We start from the raw sequence: 16,693 nt of genomic DNA, 5'->3' as shown, positions 1-16,693 counted from the left end.
TTTGTAGCATTTGGATCGTTGGATCAGGATGTGACTGTCCTTCAGGTATGTTAAACTATACAGTAAAGATACCTTTATAGATCAAACCTTAGAATTACGTTTGCCATAGAAGATAAGAACCAAAAGAGATAAAGACCGCTAGAGCGGATCAAGCAGGATATAGGGGTGAATACAGCCGATGCAGGGGAAGATTTTGGTGGTGGACGATGAACAGCCCATTGCGGACATTCTGAAGTTTAATTTGGAAAAAGAGGGGTACGAGGTCATCTGCGCTTTTGATGGTATTCGTGCAGTTGAACTGGCGTTATCCGAGAAACCCGATCTGATGCTGCTGGACCTGATGCTGCCCGGCAAGGATGGCATGGATGTGTGCCGTGAGGTACGCGCCCATCTGGAGATGCCGATTATTATGCTGACGGCTAAGGATGGCGAAATTGATAAAGTGCTCGGCCTGGAGCTGGGTGCGGACGATTATGTAACGAAGCCTTTCAGTACGCGAGAGCTGCTCGCCCGGGTGAAGGCACAGATGCGCAGACGACATAAGCCTGCGATGGCTGCCGAGGCTCCGGAGGACGACGAGAAGCAGGTCATGCGCCTGTTCGATCTTGCATTTGATATGGACATGTATACCGCCTATAAAAGCGGTGAACCGCTTGATCTGACGCACCGTGAATATGAGCTTCTCTATTATATGGCGAAGAACTCCGGCAAGGTCATGACAAGGGAACATCTGCTTCAGGCAGTATGGGGATATGAATATTTTGGGGATGTGCGTACCGTGGATGTTACGATCCGTCGTCTGCGCGAAAAGATTGAGGAGAATCCGAGCAAACCGGAAACGATTCTGACTCGCCGCGGGCTGGGTTATCTCGTGCGCAGTCCCAAAAGCGTGGGGATATAATGGGGCGTTTCTCGCGATTTTCGTTCTTCCGAACGATTCAGGCGAAACTGATTATAATCTATGTACTGCTGATTTTGATTGCGATGCAATTGATCGGCGTTTATTTCGTGAGTGCGATGAAGAACTCCCTGACGAGCAACTTTACCGAGGATCTGCAGGCCCGGGCAGAGATGCTGTCCGTTCTTGTGGGCGAGACCATGGCTGGCGGAGAAGCAGAGGCAGGCGAGGACAAAACGGAAAACCTGCGCGTACTGGTAAACAATCTGTTCAACATTAACGGTGCCGAGATTCAGGTGCTGGATGCCAGTGGCAAAGTGTTGACCACTTCCTTGAGTTCACATTCCGATTACGTAGGTCGCAAAAATACCCAGACCGTTGTCAGCCGGGCACTGCAAGGCATTCGGGATAACGAGGAATATATTGTGGACGAAGATAACGTCCGTAAAAAGGTCGTGGCCAAGCCGGTCATGTCCGGCGGCAAGATCATCGGCGCGGTCTACATCGCCGCCTCCATGAACGAGCTGTACTCCACCATGGAGGGAATCAATAAGATTTTTATTTCCGGCATACTGATTGCCTTGGTACTGACCGCAGTGCTCGGCGTCATTCTGTCGCATACGATTACGCAGCCCATCAAGGAAGTTACCCGCAGGGCAACGGCGGTTGCCGAAGGGAACTTTGATCAGCAGACACCTGTATTTGGTACAGATGAGATTGGGCAGCTCAGCCGGGCGTTCAATTACATGACCAGTCGCTTGCGGGATGCACTTTCCCAGAACGAAGAGGAGAAAGAGAAGCTGACGTCCATTTTGACGAACATGAGTGATGGTGTGGTCGCGACTGATGAGTATGGCAAAGTCATTCTGGTCAACCGCCGGGCCAGCAGCATCCTGGGCATGCGTCCTGCGGATATCGAAGGCAGGCATTTTGCCGTATTGCTCGGCATTGATCCGGAAGATGCAGAAGCACTTGCAAGTGGTTTTACAGGCTCGACGCTGCTGCAGATTGCACCTGCCGGGCAGGAAGACCCTGTGGTGATCCGCATGACATTTACACCGGTTCATCGGCGTGAGTTGGGCATTACCGGAACCATTGCCGTGCTTCAGGATGTTACCGAACAGGAAGAGCTGGAGGCGTCCCGGCGCGAGTTCGTTGCGAATGTATCACATGAGCTGCGTACACCACTGACGACGATCAAGAGTTATGCAGAGGCGCTCGATGATGGAGCACTTGAAGATCCGCAGCTGGCTGGACGTTTTGTAGGCGTTATTCAGAATGAGACGGAGCGGATGATACGGCTGGTGACGGATCTGCTGCACCTCTCCAGGCTCGACTCCAAGGAGGCACTGCTGCGCAAACAGCCGACGGATATTATGGACATGCTGGAGGAGGTAACGGATCGATTCTCATTCCAGATGCATCAGAAGGATATCCAGCCCGTATTGTCGGTTGAGAATGGCATTCCTGAGGTACCCCTTGATCGGGACCAGATTGATCAGGTCCTGGATAATGTCGTATCCAATGCACTAAAGTATACGCTGGAGGGCGGCACGATTACAATCGCGGCCAGACGCAGTGATGAACATACCCTTGCCATTTCCGTGTCAGATACGGGGATGGGTATTCCGCAGCGGGACCTGGATCGTATCTTTGAACGGTTCTATCGTGTGGACAAAGCTCGTTCCCGCAGCATGGGCGGTACAGGACTCGGACTATCCATTGCCCGGGAAATTGTTAGGGCGCATGACGGCACCATTTCTTTGGAGTCTGAAGTGGATGTAGGCACAACCGTAACGTTCACACTGCCTATGCGTGAAGAAGGAGGTGAGCACCTTGAAGGAACGGATTAAATCCCTGGTGCTCGCTTCTCTCGTTGCCGCCAGTCTGGTGCAGAGTTATTTTCTGATCTATCGTTTGCCCGGGGGCGGGGATTCCATTGTGACGTCTGAGACGAACTATGTGAAGACCGAGAATATGGGTCAGGAGCGAGATATTGAGGAACTGATCTTCCCCGATCAGATGATGATTCATCTGGGAGAGGACAAGCATACCGTTTTTTATCCAGGCAATACCTTCTACCAGCTGATCTATTCACGTCTGCAAGGACGGACATTTGATGATTTTCAGCGGCGCACGGTACAGTCCGTGAACTGGGGTCAGATCCGAAAGGATAATCCCGGCATTGAGCTGTCCTTCAAGGAAGGCATTCCGGTTACCCTGCTGCAGCGGGTGATGCGGCTGGGTACGGATTCGTTGTTTCAGGGGGAAACCATTAACCGGATAGCGATCTATACCGCGAAAAATGAAACCAAAGCCCATGCACTGTTCTTCAGTGCCAAAGGTGATGTTGTCTATGAAGCTGCACAGGCGGACCTGACGGTCCAGGACGTACAGCAGCATGTCGATTTCGGTACCAACTGGACGCCATACACACTGACGGATGGCGGATATTATATTCCGGCAGAGCCACTGGATGCGGTGGAGGCCGATGTGCCAACCGGGCAGTTCACGGTGGAGCAGATGCAGCGCAGCCTGTTCTTCGATCCCAGCATGACCCGAAATATTCGGGAAAAGGATGGGTCGGAGATCTATACGGACAGCAAACGAAGTCTGCAAGTGAAGCAGGATCAGCGCTGGATCAGCTATACGGACCCGGCTGCACCGCCTGCAGGGCAGATTGATGCGGCGAAGGACGCGCTGTCTGCAGTGGATTTTGTGAATCAGCATGGCGGCTGGAAAGGCCGCTCACGCATGATGCTGGATACCGTGGATAGCAAAACACAGCTGGAGTTCCAACAGTATTACGGCAGTTTTCCGATTATGGATTCGGTGCAGTTTCGCTTTGGCACTATCAGTATGGAGATGCAGCAGGAGACCGTGTCCAGCTATGAACGCTCGCTGGAATACCTGAACGAGGGTGCCGAGACGAAGAAACCGGTGAAGCTATCAGGTGGAGATAAGCTGAAGGCCCTTATCGAGAAGGTTGCTGGAGAGAACCGCCAAGTGGTAGATGTGTACCCGGCGTATCGTCCGTCCACGATTGAAGGCGGACTGAAGCTAATCCCTGTATGGGTGATCCGCTTCAGCAACGGAGAGGAAACCACTGTTTCTTGATAGGTTATAACCAATGAACATGCAGTTTGCTACACTGGACCACTGCGCGGTCAGAACAACCTTCCGATCGCTGTTACCCCCGGATTTCATGTATTTTTTTCAAAAGGGGAAATCCGGTGGTAAACGCGAACGCTCCGCTTCTTCAGGTTTATTCTGCCCTCTCCGTTATCGTGTAGCTTTTTAGTTTAAAGGCTATAAACGAACATGACGCAGTGGGGAAGTGTGGATAGTTTTAGTTAGGATGTCTCAAGAAGTAAAATTAACGGAGGTGATTGGTTTGGATTGGGGACGGGCGAAAAATGTGTTAATCTATGCCTTCCTGCTGCTCAATCTGGTGCTGGGTTACCAGATCTGGATGGATGCGCGGGAGACGGCCGGAGCCAATCTGGACTTCACCTCGCTGGCAGATAATACACAGCAGGCGATGGAAGAGAAGGGCATTCAGGTGCTGGCACCAATCCCGAACGAAACGCCGAAGCTGCCCAAGCTGTCTTATGAGTTTATAGAAGAGGACAAGACGGGGATTCAAATCGATCTGGACAAGCCGGTGGACAGCAAGCTGATCTTCTCGCAAAGAGAGCTGGCGGACGTGCTGGCGGATGAAATTCCGCAGATTGGCACGTATCGGCTGGATCAGCTGATGACAGAGGATGGGGCGTTTGTGCTTCACCCGCTAGTCGATGGGAAATGGCCGCTCTTCAATGTCAGTCTGGAGCTGTTCTACAGCGATCAGAAAATTACGGGTTACCGTCAGACTCCGGTGCGGATTACAACCGCTGAGGAGAGCGATCAGCAGGTGCTTCCGGCGCCCAAGGCGCTGGGAACGCTGATCGAGAACTTTTTGCCGAACGATGCAATTGTCAAAGACATTCAGCTGGGCTACTACGGCCAGTTGTTTAATTCCGATATACAGGTAGCGATGCCGGCATGGCGGTTCGTGCTGGAAAGTGGCGAAGTGTTGTACGTGCAGGGCATCAGTGGGGATGTATTCAGTCCCAAGACAGACAAACCAGGGGAGTAATGCGTTATGGGGATATATTTTACCGTGTTATCCAGCGGTTCGACAGGGAACGCCACAGTTATACAGCATGGGGGCACGTCCCTCATGATTGACGCGGGCCTTAGTGCGAAGCGTCTGGAAGCTTTGTTTCTGGAACGGGAGATTTCTGGAACGGAGCTGGACGGGATTCTGGTTACACATGAACATTCCGATCACATTAAAGGACTAGGCGCGATGTCTCGGAAATATAATTTACCAATCTATGCAAATACGAATACGTGGGCGGCACTGGAGAAGTCGGTTGGGGCCATTCCAGAGGAAAACCGGAGGGTGTTCGAGACGGGGGAGCAGCATGATTTTGGCTCCTTGCGTGTGGAATCCTTTGGCATTTCTCATGACGCAGCGGAGCCTGTGGGATACACGTTCGATGATGGCAGCGAGAAGCTGTCCGTCGCAACAGACCTTGGCTATATGAGCGACAAGGTTCGCGATGCAATCGCAGATTCTGATGTGCTTGTGCTGGAGGCGAATCATGACGTCGAATTGCTGCGCATGGGACGTTATCCATGGAACACCAAGCGCCGCATTCTGAGCGACATTGGGCACTTGTCGAACGAAGCGGCAGGGGCAGCGCTCAGTGAACTAATGAACGGACGCATCAAGCGCACGTATCTGGCACATCTCAGCCGGGACCATAATATGATGGACCTCGCGAAAATGACGGTGCGTGAAGCGATGGAAAGCCGGGGCTGTTTTTATAAGGATCATGAGTTCAAACTCTGTGATACGTATTATGATCGGCCTACGCCATGGGATAGGGTGGGTGAGCCATAAAGCTGTCGAGTTCGGCGGCTTTGCGCTCTACTTCTTCACGGGTCAAAATGCCTTTGTCGATCAGCAGCTCGATGATGGTGCTTAACGCTAGGGTATTCCGATAATGTTCTTCCTTGAGATCGGCCAGCTTGGCCGCCATATGAACCTCATCCATAGCTGTAAGAGTACGCGTGCGTTCCATAAGTGAATCCTCCTTCTATGAACCTTCGAATTGGTCTTTTACTATTATTGTAGTCAGGCTGGATGGAAAACATTCCTCTTTTTGCCGCTATAATTTAAGTTGCGAGGCGTGTATGCTGAAGTCTGTGGCTTCCTGGGCCGTAAAAGTTCTTGGGAAATTGGAAAAAGTACGCTTAGCGAACCGGGTTTTGTGGTGATAGTTACTATGGACGTTTTATTGTAGGTCCGTTATTGATAAACCTGCTTTAGCAGAAATTTGCGTCAATCTTCGTAATGATGCAACTTTTTTGAATTTGTGGTGTTTAGTATATATGGAGCCTTGCAAGAGAGGCTTGTTTGCTCGGGAAGTTGGCATGTCGTAGAATGCGAGAACGTTGCTGGTAGAGTCATAGACAGGATGGGAGTGTCCGTTCTGTTATACATAGACGCTTCATTCCGGGATAGCGGGGATGCAGCGATATGCAAAACAACCTTGAAAAAATGCTAGAAAGCATGGAAAACCGTTGGGGTCTTCACGTAACGGAGACGACAGAATGAACTTGGAGAAGCGAATCGAAAGGTTCATCTGTCGGCAGAGTGGGCTATGTGAGAACACCATCGTTGGCCATGCCACAATGATCAGGCGGCAGTCAGGATCTGGATGCGTGACAACGAAGGGGAGAGGATCACGATGGGATTGTTCGGAGACGATTTTTATTCAACCAAAGTATCAAGACGCGCCGAGCCTGTACAGAAAGGCAAACTTCAGATTATCCGCCCCGGTGGACGGGATCGCTGGCAAAATCCACGCCGGTCGCGCTCGGGCATCAGCTCCACCGTGAAGGTGGCAGTCATTAGTTCGGTAATCAGTTCCATCGTGACCGTCACGCTGTTTAGCTTCATCATGCAGCCCGCATCTGTTCCTCTGGCCAACGCTACAGGCAATGGCGGGAATGGAGGTAACGTGCAGGCCGCGCAGACGGCTGATCCATATGACCGGATTATCCAGGCAGCAGCCAAGGTGCGTCCATCGGTCGTGAGCATCGTGAACCATAAGACGGGTAGCAGTCTATCCATGGAAGATTCGGCGCTTGGATCAGGTGTCATTTTCAAGAAGGAAGATGGCAAGGCCTATATCATGACCAATCATCATGTCGTCGAAGGGGCAAGTGATCTGGAGATCGTGACCGTCGAGGGCGAGACACACAAGGCGAAACTGGTCGGCAAGGACCGCGTAAGCGACATCGCAGTTATGTCTGTTGAGGATGACAAAGGCATTGGGCCAGTAGCGGAGATTGGCGATTCCAGCAAGCTTCAGCGTGGCCAGACAGTACTCGCTATCGGGAATCCACTTGGCTTGGGTGGTACGCTGACTTCCGGTATTGTCAGTTATACGGATCGGATCCTGCCCGTGTCCATTAACCAGGATGGTGTATACGACTGGGAGCAGAACGTCATCCAGACGGATGCAGCCATCAACGAAGGCAACAGCGGTGGCGCACTCGTTGATCTAAACGGCAAAGTGGTCGGCATCAATACGATGAAAATCTCGGATACAGGCGTTGAGGGCCTGGGATTTGCGATTCCGATGAATGAAGTGATGAAAACTGTGGATTCACTGCTGCTGAGCGGCAAAGTGTCCCGTCCATACCTGGGCGTGTACACCGTTGATCTCAGCAATCCATATGCACCACTGGATGACGAGCAGCGCAAGGATCTGAAGCTGCCATCTCACGTCGATAGTGGGGTTGTGGTGCTCGAAGCATCCGGTCCGGCATCCGAAGCGGGCCTGAAGCTCAATGATGTCATTACGGAATTTGATGGGCAAAAAATTACCTCTACGCTGGATCTTCGCAAATATCTGTACGATAAGAAGAAGATTGGCGATACCATTGAAGTCACCTTTTATCGGGACGGCAATGCCGAGAAGGTTTCCGTCAAGCTGACTGATAAACCGGAGTAAAGGTATTCGGAAATGAATTTGGGTGAGAAGTCCCCTGCTCGTGAAAGAAGCAACACATCATTCTTTTTGGAATGGTGGAACCTTCTGAGACGAATCGGGGACTTTTTTTGTTTTCTTTCTGAATAAGCAGATTGAACCAGAGCCAAAGTCTCAGTTACAGAAGGGGTAGGCTATGATAGACTATTTTAAAGCGTGCCAAGGGTGCAAGAATTGTGCGAGTAACATGCATTTGTCGTGGTTGGGTTGAAAGATCAATTGGCAAGAAGAGGAGCTTATTAATGAAACATTTGATGAAACCATCGCTCGGAGGAGCGGCTTTACTGCTATCCTTATCCGTACTCTCTGCTTGTGGATCTGAGGTATCTTCCTCTGGATCTGCGGATAACAGCGGTTTGGAGGGACGAATTGCAAGTCTGGAGAAGCAGCTTGCTTCACAAGGTGAGAAGAGTATGAAGCAGGATGAGAAGATTGCTGCGCTGGAGAAGAAGCTGGAAGAGCTAAGTAGTACGGTAACAGAAGTAAATGAATTAGGTGGGAATGGTTCAGCTGCTTCAGGTAATAACGGATCTGCCGGCAAGGGGGATGGCATACGGATTACCTTTGCTCAATATGAGAAGCTTGAGGTGGGTATGACGTATGATGAAGTGAAGGAGATCGTCGGCGGGGAAGGCGAAGCCCTGAGTGAAGCGGAGAATACGGTCGTCTACAGTTATAAGGGAGCTGGCGATACGGGAGCCAATGCGATTCTGGCGTTCCAGGGTGGCAAGCTGCTGACCAAGGCACAATCCGGATTGAATTAAGAACGTTGGACTGGAGATTGAATGCGTTGAAACATAGATAAGCGTTATTGTATGGAATCATTGGAGCGTTCTCTAGGGACACGGTATAGTGTCGAAAGAGAACGCTTTTTTGGTTTGATTTTTGCCGGTTGGGGAAGATTATTGGGGGGTTAAACACGATAAATGAGGGATAGGGGTTTCTTTTCCACCCCAGGTGTGATAGAACAGAGAAGTGGCTATCCTATATGGATAAGCGGTTGTGAATCGGGAGCATAGCTGGTTACAGAAAGGATGCTTGAACGGATGTACGTTGTATGCAAAGAACACGTGGACATTGCCATTGACATGTTTGTCGATGAGTATGAGGACGCTCCGGATATTGTTGATCTGAAGGAGACGGAATTTGCCGATTGGGACCCGCCTGCGAAGTGCGCCGAGTGCGAACAAAAGGCCGAGTTTCTCGTCGTCTAGCGTACTGTGTAGGCATCCGCAGCAGAGTCGTCTCTTATGGACGCACTCGCTCGCCTGCCATCCGGTATGAACATCAAAGGCAAGAAGCAGGGAGAGCGTGTCGGAGCGCTCTTTTTGTATTTGTGGGAGAATGAGGAGATGGCGGTATGTGCTGTCTGCTGTCTGTGGGTGAAGTCGGGTACGGAGAGTCATTCTTTGAAGCGTAATGTAAGGAACCTGAGGCGTTTTAAATGGGTTGATTTGGGCCGATATGTGGGTTAACGAACCGTAGACACGCTATTTGCCTGTAATGAACTGTATAGAGTCCTTATTTCCTCGTATTAAGGTGTGTGAGGTTCGCTAGCCGCGCATTAATGTGTACTTGAGACTGTATAAGGTGTGTGAGGTTCGGTAGTCGGACAAAACATGTACATGAGGCATAAGAGCTTGAGGTTTCACTAGAAAGAGGGTTTCATCATTGAGATCATAGGTGTGGCGAAGCACCGTTCATATAATAGATACATACAGGATTGGATCATGAGGAGGAAATGGTTTTATGTTCATTCAGATTATTGGCGTAGGCAAATTGAAGGAAAAATATCTGACGCTCGGCATTCAGGAATATGCCAAGCGTCTCGCCCCGTACATCAAGTTTCAGATGATCGAGGTCGCAGACGAGAAGGCGCCCGACACCCTGAGCGAAGCTGAGGTGCGGGCGGTGAAGGAGCGCGAGGGGGAACGCATCCTCGCGCATGTGAAGAGCGAGGCACATGTCGTAGCGCTCGCACTGGACGGCCAGCTCTGGAGTTCCGAGGAGCTGGCAGCAGAGATCGACAAGCTCGGCACGTATGGGACGAGCCATGTCGTGTTTGTCATCGGAGGAAGCCACGGGCTCTCCGATGAGGTACTGCGCCGCGCGAAGCAGCGACTGAGCTTCGGGCGCATGACCCTGCCGCACCAGTTGATGCGGCTGGTGCTGGTGGAGCAGATTTATCGCGCGGTGAAGATCAATCGGAATGAACCATATCATAAGTAGGACGAAATTTTAGCGTGCCCCCATTGTAAGGGTGATTTTTATGCATAGTATCCCACCATTTGTTAGTATTCTAATTAACGATATACAAAGAATTTTTAGTCGGATAGTTTTAAAGACATAAATGGTGGCTTGCTAATGGGCGTAGATTGCCAGAGTCGAGTGATCAGCAGATATATTGATAAGGGAACCGAGAAATGTGCTCCTCGAATTATTTGTTGATATAAGTAGAGTCTGCTTGCTTTATATTCTCGCTGACGGTCATTTCATAACAGATCCTCCTTGTTATTTTGTAGGCCGACATGGCAATTTCGGATTATCAGAATTGAACATTGAGGCCATCATTATAGGTCATGCTTTTGATCTTGGGGGTTTCATAAGTTTTCCGACTAAGCTCAATGTAATCCTCGTCGTGATCATTCAAAGCTATTCGTTGCTCCGGTGTTAGGAACGGTTTTTTCATTTGGATTTAGAAAGGTTTGAGGAATTCACATATCTAACTTAGTGCATCATGAATTTGTACCCCCATAAAAATGAGAGGACCTTCTATTCAATACCCCCTCACTTGAATATAATCATTCTTGTCTCCTCATCTAATACTACGAAATTTTCTGTATCATCAACGTAATCATTCGCGTCGCTCTCGTCGGTGGTTTGAAGTAAACAGTTAGGCGTTTCTTCGTCCACTACATTAACTTCGGTGTGTTCCGCTGTGAAGGGGACGTCGTGTTAATAACGGTCAAGATCCATACAATTAGTCGTTTTTCTTGGTGAAGGTCCTGATACTAGAATTGCAAGCTGCTGCTGGTTCGATTGAAATTGAAATTCGCTGCTTTTTGTCCATATGGTATAATTAGAAGTGAATTACTGTTTGCGCTGAGGATGCAATTGTATCTATTGATAATAAAATTGATACAGAGACACCCATTCTCGTTTATAGTGGGTGTTGTATTTTGAATAATGTTTACTATCGCCGCAGAGAATGACTGCGGCATCATGTTAGCAACAGTACTAACTCAGGAGGAAATATGCCTTGAACCCAGTAGAAATCGAAGCAGCAGCAGTGTCCGATTTATCGTCTCAACCTTTTGACAAGGAGGAGTTCCCCTTTGCCTTCCTGCGGGCTTTCGGGAACAAGGATACGACAATCAAGCGCCTGCGCTCGGGCGAATCAAATAAGTTGGACCTAGGTGGCGTCCTACAGACGAATAACATCCATATCAAAGTCACTCAACCTGGTGAAGTTACCAGGACTCTTGCCGCACTGAAAGAAAGTCGGTCGACGTCTAGAGCGAAGGTGCGCTACATTATTGCTACTGACGGGCAAGCTATAAGCTGGCTAGCATCAACAGGACGAAGTTGGAGGGAATATTTCACCGCATTTTTGCTTCTGCTCAGCTGGATATTACAATCAATGATCACCCTGTACGCCCGAAAGAATGGTTTCTCGTACCGCTAGATGTAATCGACGAAGCAGTGAGTTGTATACAAGATGGTTCAATTATTAATGTAGTATATGATCCTACGATCGCTCGTTTGGTCGAACTATTGTAATTGTAGTGGGAGTTCTGATTTAGATACTGATAAATTATGAGCGAAGACACCTAGTCGGTGTCCTTCGCTTCGCTTTATGGATGATACGGTGAACTGTACCACAAGTGATGGTAAACAAAGAAGTGGAAGTAATAATTGACAAAAAAATTTTAGGACAAATAAAAAATCAAATAAAACAATAGATTTAGGTTTGATCGTACAAAAGTAATCCTAACTATTATTTGATTACAAGCTGTTTATTTTTTTGTTGTTTAAACTTATGAAGAAAGAGTTATGATGTGTATATATTCTTAATCAATTTTAATTTAAGAAAAGAAAAGGTAAGACCTTTGTATACCATACAAAGTCTAAGAAGGTGGTAAAAAAATGAATCCATTATTAAATATTATTCAAAAATTTCAGTCCAAGGAAGATTACCTTTCAGTATCCAAGGATATACCTGAAAATCTAATAATTAAGTTATTAAAATGGTATGATGGAAATGTTTATAATAATACAAATGAAAGAGTAAACTATGCATTAAATATTCTAACATGGTGTTACAACACATCAGATTTAGATTATTTACCTAGAAATATGAGAGATAAGCGCTTTGAAACAGCTGCTGAAGACTTTAAAATACCTCACGAGAAGCTAATAAAGCTATTTAACACTCATACAAAAATGTTATTTCCTAACCAAAAAGAGACAAAAATTATTGCTTTTGAAGGTATAGATGGTAGTGGAAAAACAGTACAAATGTCTTTATTTGAGGAAAAACTAAAGGGATCTGGTAATGAAGTAATAATAAAATCGTTTCCTGTTTATGAAAGTTTTTTTGGGAAGAATATTGGGCTGTTTCTTTCAGGAAACGAAGAAGTTGATGCAAATAATGTTGACCCAAAATCAATGTCTTTATGGTATGCTCTAGATAGATGGAAGAACTTTGAAAATTTCAATTACACAGATTATGACTATTTACTATTAAATCGATTTACACTTTCAAGTGCTGTGTATCAAACTTCTAGAGTAAAACCGGAGCTGCGACATGAATTTGTACAATGGATATTTGATTTAGAACATTCCCAATTAGGACTACCGTCGCCGGATTTATATATAGTATTTGACCTTAATGCTGAAACTTCTAAAAAAAATATTTCTAATAAAGGGTACCGAGATTATGTAGGGGAAAAAGCAGACGTTTATGAAGACTCTACAGATATAATGAGTAATGCGAGAAAAATCTATCAAGAGTTAGCACTAAAATATAATAATATAGTTATTATAAATTGCTTGGACTCAAACAATAAAATGAAGACACCTGAAGAGATTAACCAAATTGTTATGAAGGTGGTAGAAGATGGGCAGTATTAAATATGACTCAACGTCTAATGATTTTTATGTTACAAATAGTGATGAAGAAGTATCAACTTTACCACAAATAATTTGGCATATTACGGACAGGTGTTTTTTATCCTGTCCTTATTGTTTTGCCACAAAAACAGGTAGAGAAACTCCTTTAGATAACTTAAGTAATTTTATGGAAGTGTTTAAACAACTAGGAGTTCAAAAAGTAGATATTGCAGGTGGAGACCCACTTACCTATTCCAATTTAGCTGTAATTTGTAATGCGCTATCTGAGTTAGGAATTCAAATGACATTAACAACAAGTGGAGTTGGAAAAAATGATGTTAAAGAATGGCTAATTAATAATGCAGAAAAGTTCAGTTGGATTTTAGTATCAATTGATGGCCCAACTTCCAACCAACATGATTTATTAAGAGGAAAGGTAGGAACATTTGATCAACTAAATAATCTGATAGAGGATCTTAAGAAAAAACAATATACAAATATTAGAATAAATACAGTGGTAACTAAAATGTTTCATGAGCAGGATTGTGTCGAACAGTTTGTAGAATTAATACATAAAATTCAACCTCAAGAATGGTGCCTGATTCAGCCACATCCAGCTAATAAAAAGGAGAAATACGATGAATATGCAACAAATAAAAGAGAATTTGATAGTATTGCAGATGATATTAGACGAAAAATGACACAAAAATATTCCAATAATATAAATATTACGCTAAGATATAATCATAATTACTCAAAATATTGGGTTTTATATCCTAATGGGAAATTAAAACAGCATACGGAACATAGTGAAGATAGATTTGACTTTGATTTTATACCTGAAAATGTTAATGATATAAAGAACTATGTTAAAAAATTTGGTGTATGGCTGCCAATGAAGAAAGAGGGAAGATAACATGATAAACTCCGAAAAAATATTGGTTCAAAATATTGAGGACAATGAGTTTGTATCAGATTTATTAAAAGGATTAGAACAGGCATTACGTACTGAAACAAGTTCTATAGAATTGCAAAAAAAGGTTCAACCAAATGCGAAAGGCGAGATAATAACTGCTTTAGCTATAAGTTTGGCAGCTAATTTAATCTATGATGCTCTTAAGTCATTAATTAAAATGTATAAAAACCGTGAAGATTACGACCCTAGTAAAAAAATTAAAATTGAGAATAAGGAATATTCTCTTGAAGAGATTGAAAAAAAAGTAGAATAGTAGGTTTAGTTAAATGAATCATTTAATCTCAGTTGGAATTAAAAAGTGCAAAGATGAGTCATTTGGTGAAATTAAATGTGCTTATAATGATGCTTATTTAGTGTATGAAACATTTAATAATGTTCTCAATACAGATTTTTCAGATAAAAATAGTGTTTGTTTGACAGGACCAACTGACTCCGAGTTCTTATCTGTGGTAAAAATATTTAAAAGAAACCTCAGTCATTCAGATAATCTAATAATCTATTTTAGTGGACATGGTGAATTAATAAATAACGAAAGTTTAGCTTTACTATTTAGTAATGCAGATAGTGATGGCGAAGGAAAATATAGACTACAACAATTAAAAGACATGTTACACCAAGTGAATTTCCAAACAATTCTAATACTCGATTGTTGTTATTCTGGAGCAGCACTCAACATTGCTAGTAATGCAAATATATTTAGTAATGAGAAAATATCAGTAATAGCTTCTAGTAGTCCTTTTGGAAGGTCATCATTTGATGATAATGGGAGCATTTTTACAAGGGAATTATGTAATGTACTAAATAATATTAGTGAAGAAGGTAAAACCTTATCTTTACGTATAATAGCGGAGGAAATGGAGTTTTCAGGGAATCGTTGTTATGTAAATACCCCAAATGGACATCCTAATATTGTGCTAAAGAATTCTACTATTCTAATAGAAGATAATAAAGATTTCCAAAGACGATTCTTACTAAGAATTAATGAGTCAGATACTACCACAAGGGAAATGCATTGGTATTATTTAATGGATTTACCTGAAGTAACGAAATTAGAGGTATTAAGAAATAATTTTGAAAAGAATGTAAGTGAACCCCATTGGTTAGTAAGGAGAGCAATGGGTAGTTTAATTAGTGAAATAAGAAACTATAAATATAAAGAGAATATTGTTCTCGGTTTGCTTCGCTCAAGTGACTGGATGGCTCAATGTATTGGTCTAATAGGCACCCGGAAGGAAATAAGTCACGAGTCAATAAGGAATGAAGTAAAAAATATTCTTTCAAGTCAAACGCAAGTTGATGCAATTTGGTTAGCAAATCTATATTTATCAGACAGTGAGTTTCAAGATATTGATTTTGCGTTATCTTCATCACTTGTAAAGACTCCTTGGGGTATTCTTGATATATGGGTGCGATACGCAGAAAAAATGGAGAGACCTGTTCTTTTAGAAAAGATTAAAAGTAGAGTGGATAACTCATTATTAAAACCTCTATTTCTTCATCTGTACTTTGAGGACAGTATTATAGAGGATGAAAGATTAGTAGAACAAGTCAAAAAAAGTAAACTAATACCCATACTGTATGAACTAAAGAAAAGAGGAGAAACAAAATCTACAAAACAAAAGTGGCTCTTTTCTTCCTTATACGGTAACTGGAGAGATCAAGTAGATTTAAAATTACGTGACTTTTTTGATAATTTTCACGAGGAAGAAATCCGTACAGATTTAGAAGTAGCTGCAAATCTACCCCTAGTGGAAATGAGAATGGCAATATTTCAATACATGACAATTTATGATGACTTACTTCAAGAATATTTTAATGAATTAAAATGGGGAGTAAGTGATCCCCACCCATGGGTTAGAAGGACAGCTATACGTGCATTAAAGGCTTATCCTGATTTAGTAAAGGAATCTTTCCATGAAGAAATTAATGGTCAACTTTATCCAGGTAAATTAGATTTTATTTTAGAGGCTGTATCACTTGGTTTTGATTGCGATGATTATATAGCAAAACATAAGCTAAATAGAAATGAGACACGCAGTATTGAATGGGCTACTAAGAATATATTGAAAGAAAAAAGAATAATGGTCTAATTTTATTTATGCTTCAATAGTCATTTTTAAAAGCTAATTCTTAATCACTAAACAATTGACTTTTGGAACCTCGTTTTTAAATCATACTCCATGACGGTTATACCTCCAGGGCTAACGTTATATCATCTAAATTAAAAATATTATTAAATCAAGAGCTCATGATGGTACTACCGTCATGGGCTTTTGTTTATTACTCCACTTGCTGAAAAACTTTTTTCTTCCCCTTTATATAAGCAGTTACGTTGTATTTTACTAAAAGCTTATATATAAGAGCTTACAACGGAAACACAAGCTGAAAAAGGTTATGGAAAAGATGTTCAAGAGAATGCATTCAAAGAATATAGCAATACAGGAGGATTACAGCTTATGGAGTAAAAAAGTAATTGTCATGAATACGAGTCGATTATGGCGTGAAGATACGGCCAAAGTCTTAATGAAGCGAGACTTGCAGAAAATAAATGCCCAAATAGTCAGTATTGAACAAAAAGATTATAACATTTATAACAAG

General features: G+C 44.2%; 17 protein-coding genes. 16 read left to right on the top strand and 1 reads right to left on the bottom strand.

What is annotated here, in order from left to right; all coding sequences use genetic code 11:
• Positions 1 to 178: 178 nt before the first annotated feature.
• From yycF to AC3RCI_RS29070, 5 genes are all read left to right on the top strand, one after another.
• Positions 179 to 901 carry a response regulator YycF gene (gene yycF, locus AC3RCI_RS29090; RefSeq protein WP_492527249.1) on the top strand — a complete coding sequence of 241 codons (723 nt, stop codon included), beginning with the start codon at positions 179 to 181 and terminating at the stop codon, positions 899 to 901.
• Positions 901 to 2,751, top strand: a complete 1,851-nt coding sequence (walK, locus tag AC3RCI_RS29085; RefSeq protein WP_127537593.1) for a cell wall metabolism sensor histidine kinase WalK — start codon at positions 901 to 903, stop codon at positions 2,749 to 2,751. Before yycF ends, walK begins: the two co-directional genes overlap by 1 nt.
• Positions 2,735 to 4,015 carry a YycH family regulatory protein gene (locus AC3RCI_RS29080; protein WP_492527248.1) on the top strand — a complete coding sequence of 427 codons (1,281 nt, stop codon included), beginning with the start codon at positions 2,735 to 2,737 and terminating at the stop codon, positions 4,013 to 4,015. Before walK ends, AC3RCI_RS29080 begins: the two co-directional genes overlap by 17 nt.
• Before the next feature lie 277 nt (positions 4,016 to 4,292).
• Positions 4,293 to 5,036, top strand: a complete 744-nt coding sequence (yycI, locus tag AC3RCI_RS29075) for a two-component system regulatory protein YycI (RefSeq protein WP_095290591.1) — start codon at positions 4,293 to 4,295, stop codon at positions 5,034 to 5,036.
• Positions 5,037 to 5,042: 6 nt separating this feature from the next.
• Entirely contained in the window at positions 5,043 to 5,849 is an 807-nt protein-coding gene (locus AC3RCI_RS29070; RefSeq protein ID WP_175397035.1) for an MBL fold metallo-hydrolase, read from the top strand.
• On the opposite strand, the gene AC3RCI_RS29065 is transcribed toward AC3RCI_RS29070, so the two are convergent.
• Positions 5,818 to 6,030, bottom strand: coding sequence for a hypothetical protein (locus AC3RCI_RS29065; protein ID WP_095290595.1), 213 nt, complete (start codon positions 6,028 to 6,030; stop codon positions 5,818 to 5,820). The genes AC3RCI_RS29070 and AC3RCI_RS29065 overlap by 32 nt on opposite strands.
• 669 nt (positions 6,031 to 6,699) lie before the next feature.
• On the opposite strand from AC3RCI_RS29065, the gene AC3RCI_RS29060 reads away from it, so the two are divergent.
• The 11 genes from AC3RCI_RS29060 to AC3RCI_RS29010 all read left to right on the top strand — a co-directional run bounded on the left by AC3RCI_RS29060 (position 6,700) and on the right by AC3RCI_RS29010 (position 16,185).
• Positions 6,700 to 7,971 (top strand): trypsin-like peptidase domain-containing protein, encoded by a 1,272-nt coding sequence (locus AC3RCI_RS29060; RefSeq protein ID WP_154894427.1) that lies wholly within the window; start codon positions 6,700 to 6,702, stop codon positions 7,969 to 7,971.
• A 278-nt stretch (positions 7,972 to 8,249) separates the two neighbouring features.
• Positions 8,250 to 8,771 carry a hypothetical protein gene (locus AC3RCI_RS29055; RefSeq protein ID WP_492527247.1) on the top strand — a complete coding sequence of 174 codons (522 nt, stop codon included), beginning with the start codon at positions 8,250 to 8,252 and terminating at the stop codon, positions 8,769 to 8,771.
• Between the two features lie 282 nt (positions 8,772 to 9,053).
• On the top strand, positions 9,054 to 9,221 hold the full coding sequence (locus tag AC3RCI_RS29050) for a CxxH/CxxC protein (RefSeq protein WP_068964251.1): 168 nt from the start codon (positions 9,054 to 9,056) through the stop codon (positions 9,219 to 9,221).
• Positions 9,222 to 9,257: 36 nt separating this feature from the next.
• Positions 9,258 to 9,482 carry a hypothetical protein gene (locus AC3RCI_RS29045; RefSeq protein WP_492527246.1) on the top strand — a complete coding sequence of 75 codons (225 nt, stop codon included), beginning with the start codon at positions 9,258 to 9,260 and terminating at the stop codon, positions 9,480 to 9,482.
• A 274-nt stretch (positions 9,483 to 9,756) separates the two neighbouring features.
• Positions 9,757 to 10,236, top strand: a complete 480-nt coding sequence (gene rlmH / locus AC3RCI_RS29040) for a 23S rRNA (pseudouridine(1915)-N(3))-methyltransferase RlmH (protein WP_095362209.1) — start codon at positions 9,757 to 9,759, stop codon at positions 10,234 to 10,236.
• Positions 10,237 to 11,266: 1,030 nt separating this feature from the next.
• Positions 11,267 to 11,692: a type IIL restriction-modification enzyme MmeI gene (locus AC3RCI_RS29035; protein WP_492527245.1), complete on the top strand. Its 426-nt coding sequence runs from the start codon at positions 11,267 to 11,269 to the stop codon at positions 11,690 to 11,692.
• Positions 11,614 to 11,787 (top strand): hypothetical protein, encoded by a 174-nt coding sequence (locus AC3RCI_RS29030; protein ID WP_492530049.1) that lies wholly within the window; start codon positions 11,614 to 11,616, stop codon positions 11,785 to 11,787. Before AC3RCI_RS29035 ends, AC3RCI_RS29030 begins: the two co-directional genes overlap by 79 nt.
• 366 nt (positions 11,788 to 12,153) lie before the next feature.
• Positions 12,154 to 13,140 (top strand): dTMP kinase, encoded by a 987-nt coding sequence (locus AC3RCI_RS29025; protein ID WP_492527244.1) that lies wholly within the window; start codon positions 12,154 to 12,156, stop codon positions 13,138 to 13,140.
• Complete coding sequence (locus AC3RCI_RS29020; protein WP_492527243.1) at positions 13,127 to 14,035, top strand: radical SAM protein; 909 nt, start codon at positions 13,127 to 13,129, stop codon at positions 14,033 to 14,035. The genes AC3RCI_RS29025 and AC3RCI_RS29020 overlap by 14 nt, the downstream gene beginning before the upstream one ends.
• A gap of 1 nt (position 14,036) precedes the next feature.
• Positions 14,037 to 14,348 carry a hypothetical protein gene (locus tag AC3RCI_RS29015; protein WP_492527242.1) on the top strand — a complete coding sequence of 104 codons (312 nt, stop codon included), beginning with the start codon at positions 14,037 to 14,039 and terminating at the stop codon, positions 14,346 to 14,348.
• A 13-nt stretch (positions 14,349 to 14,361) separates the two neighbouring features.
• Entirely contained in the window at positions 14,362 to 16,185 is a 1,824-nt protein-coding gene (locus AC3RCI_RS29010) for a caspase family protein (RefSeq protein WP_492527241.1), read from the top strand.
• Positions 16,186 to 16,693 lie beyond the last annotated feature (508 nt).

It is taken from the genome of Paenibacillus sp. MT124 (assembly GCF_058792755.1).
Note: the sequence above shows the minus strand (reverse complement) of the source record. Positions and strands in the feature narration are given on the sequence as shown.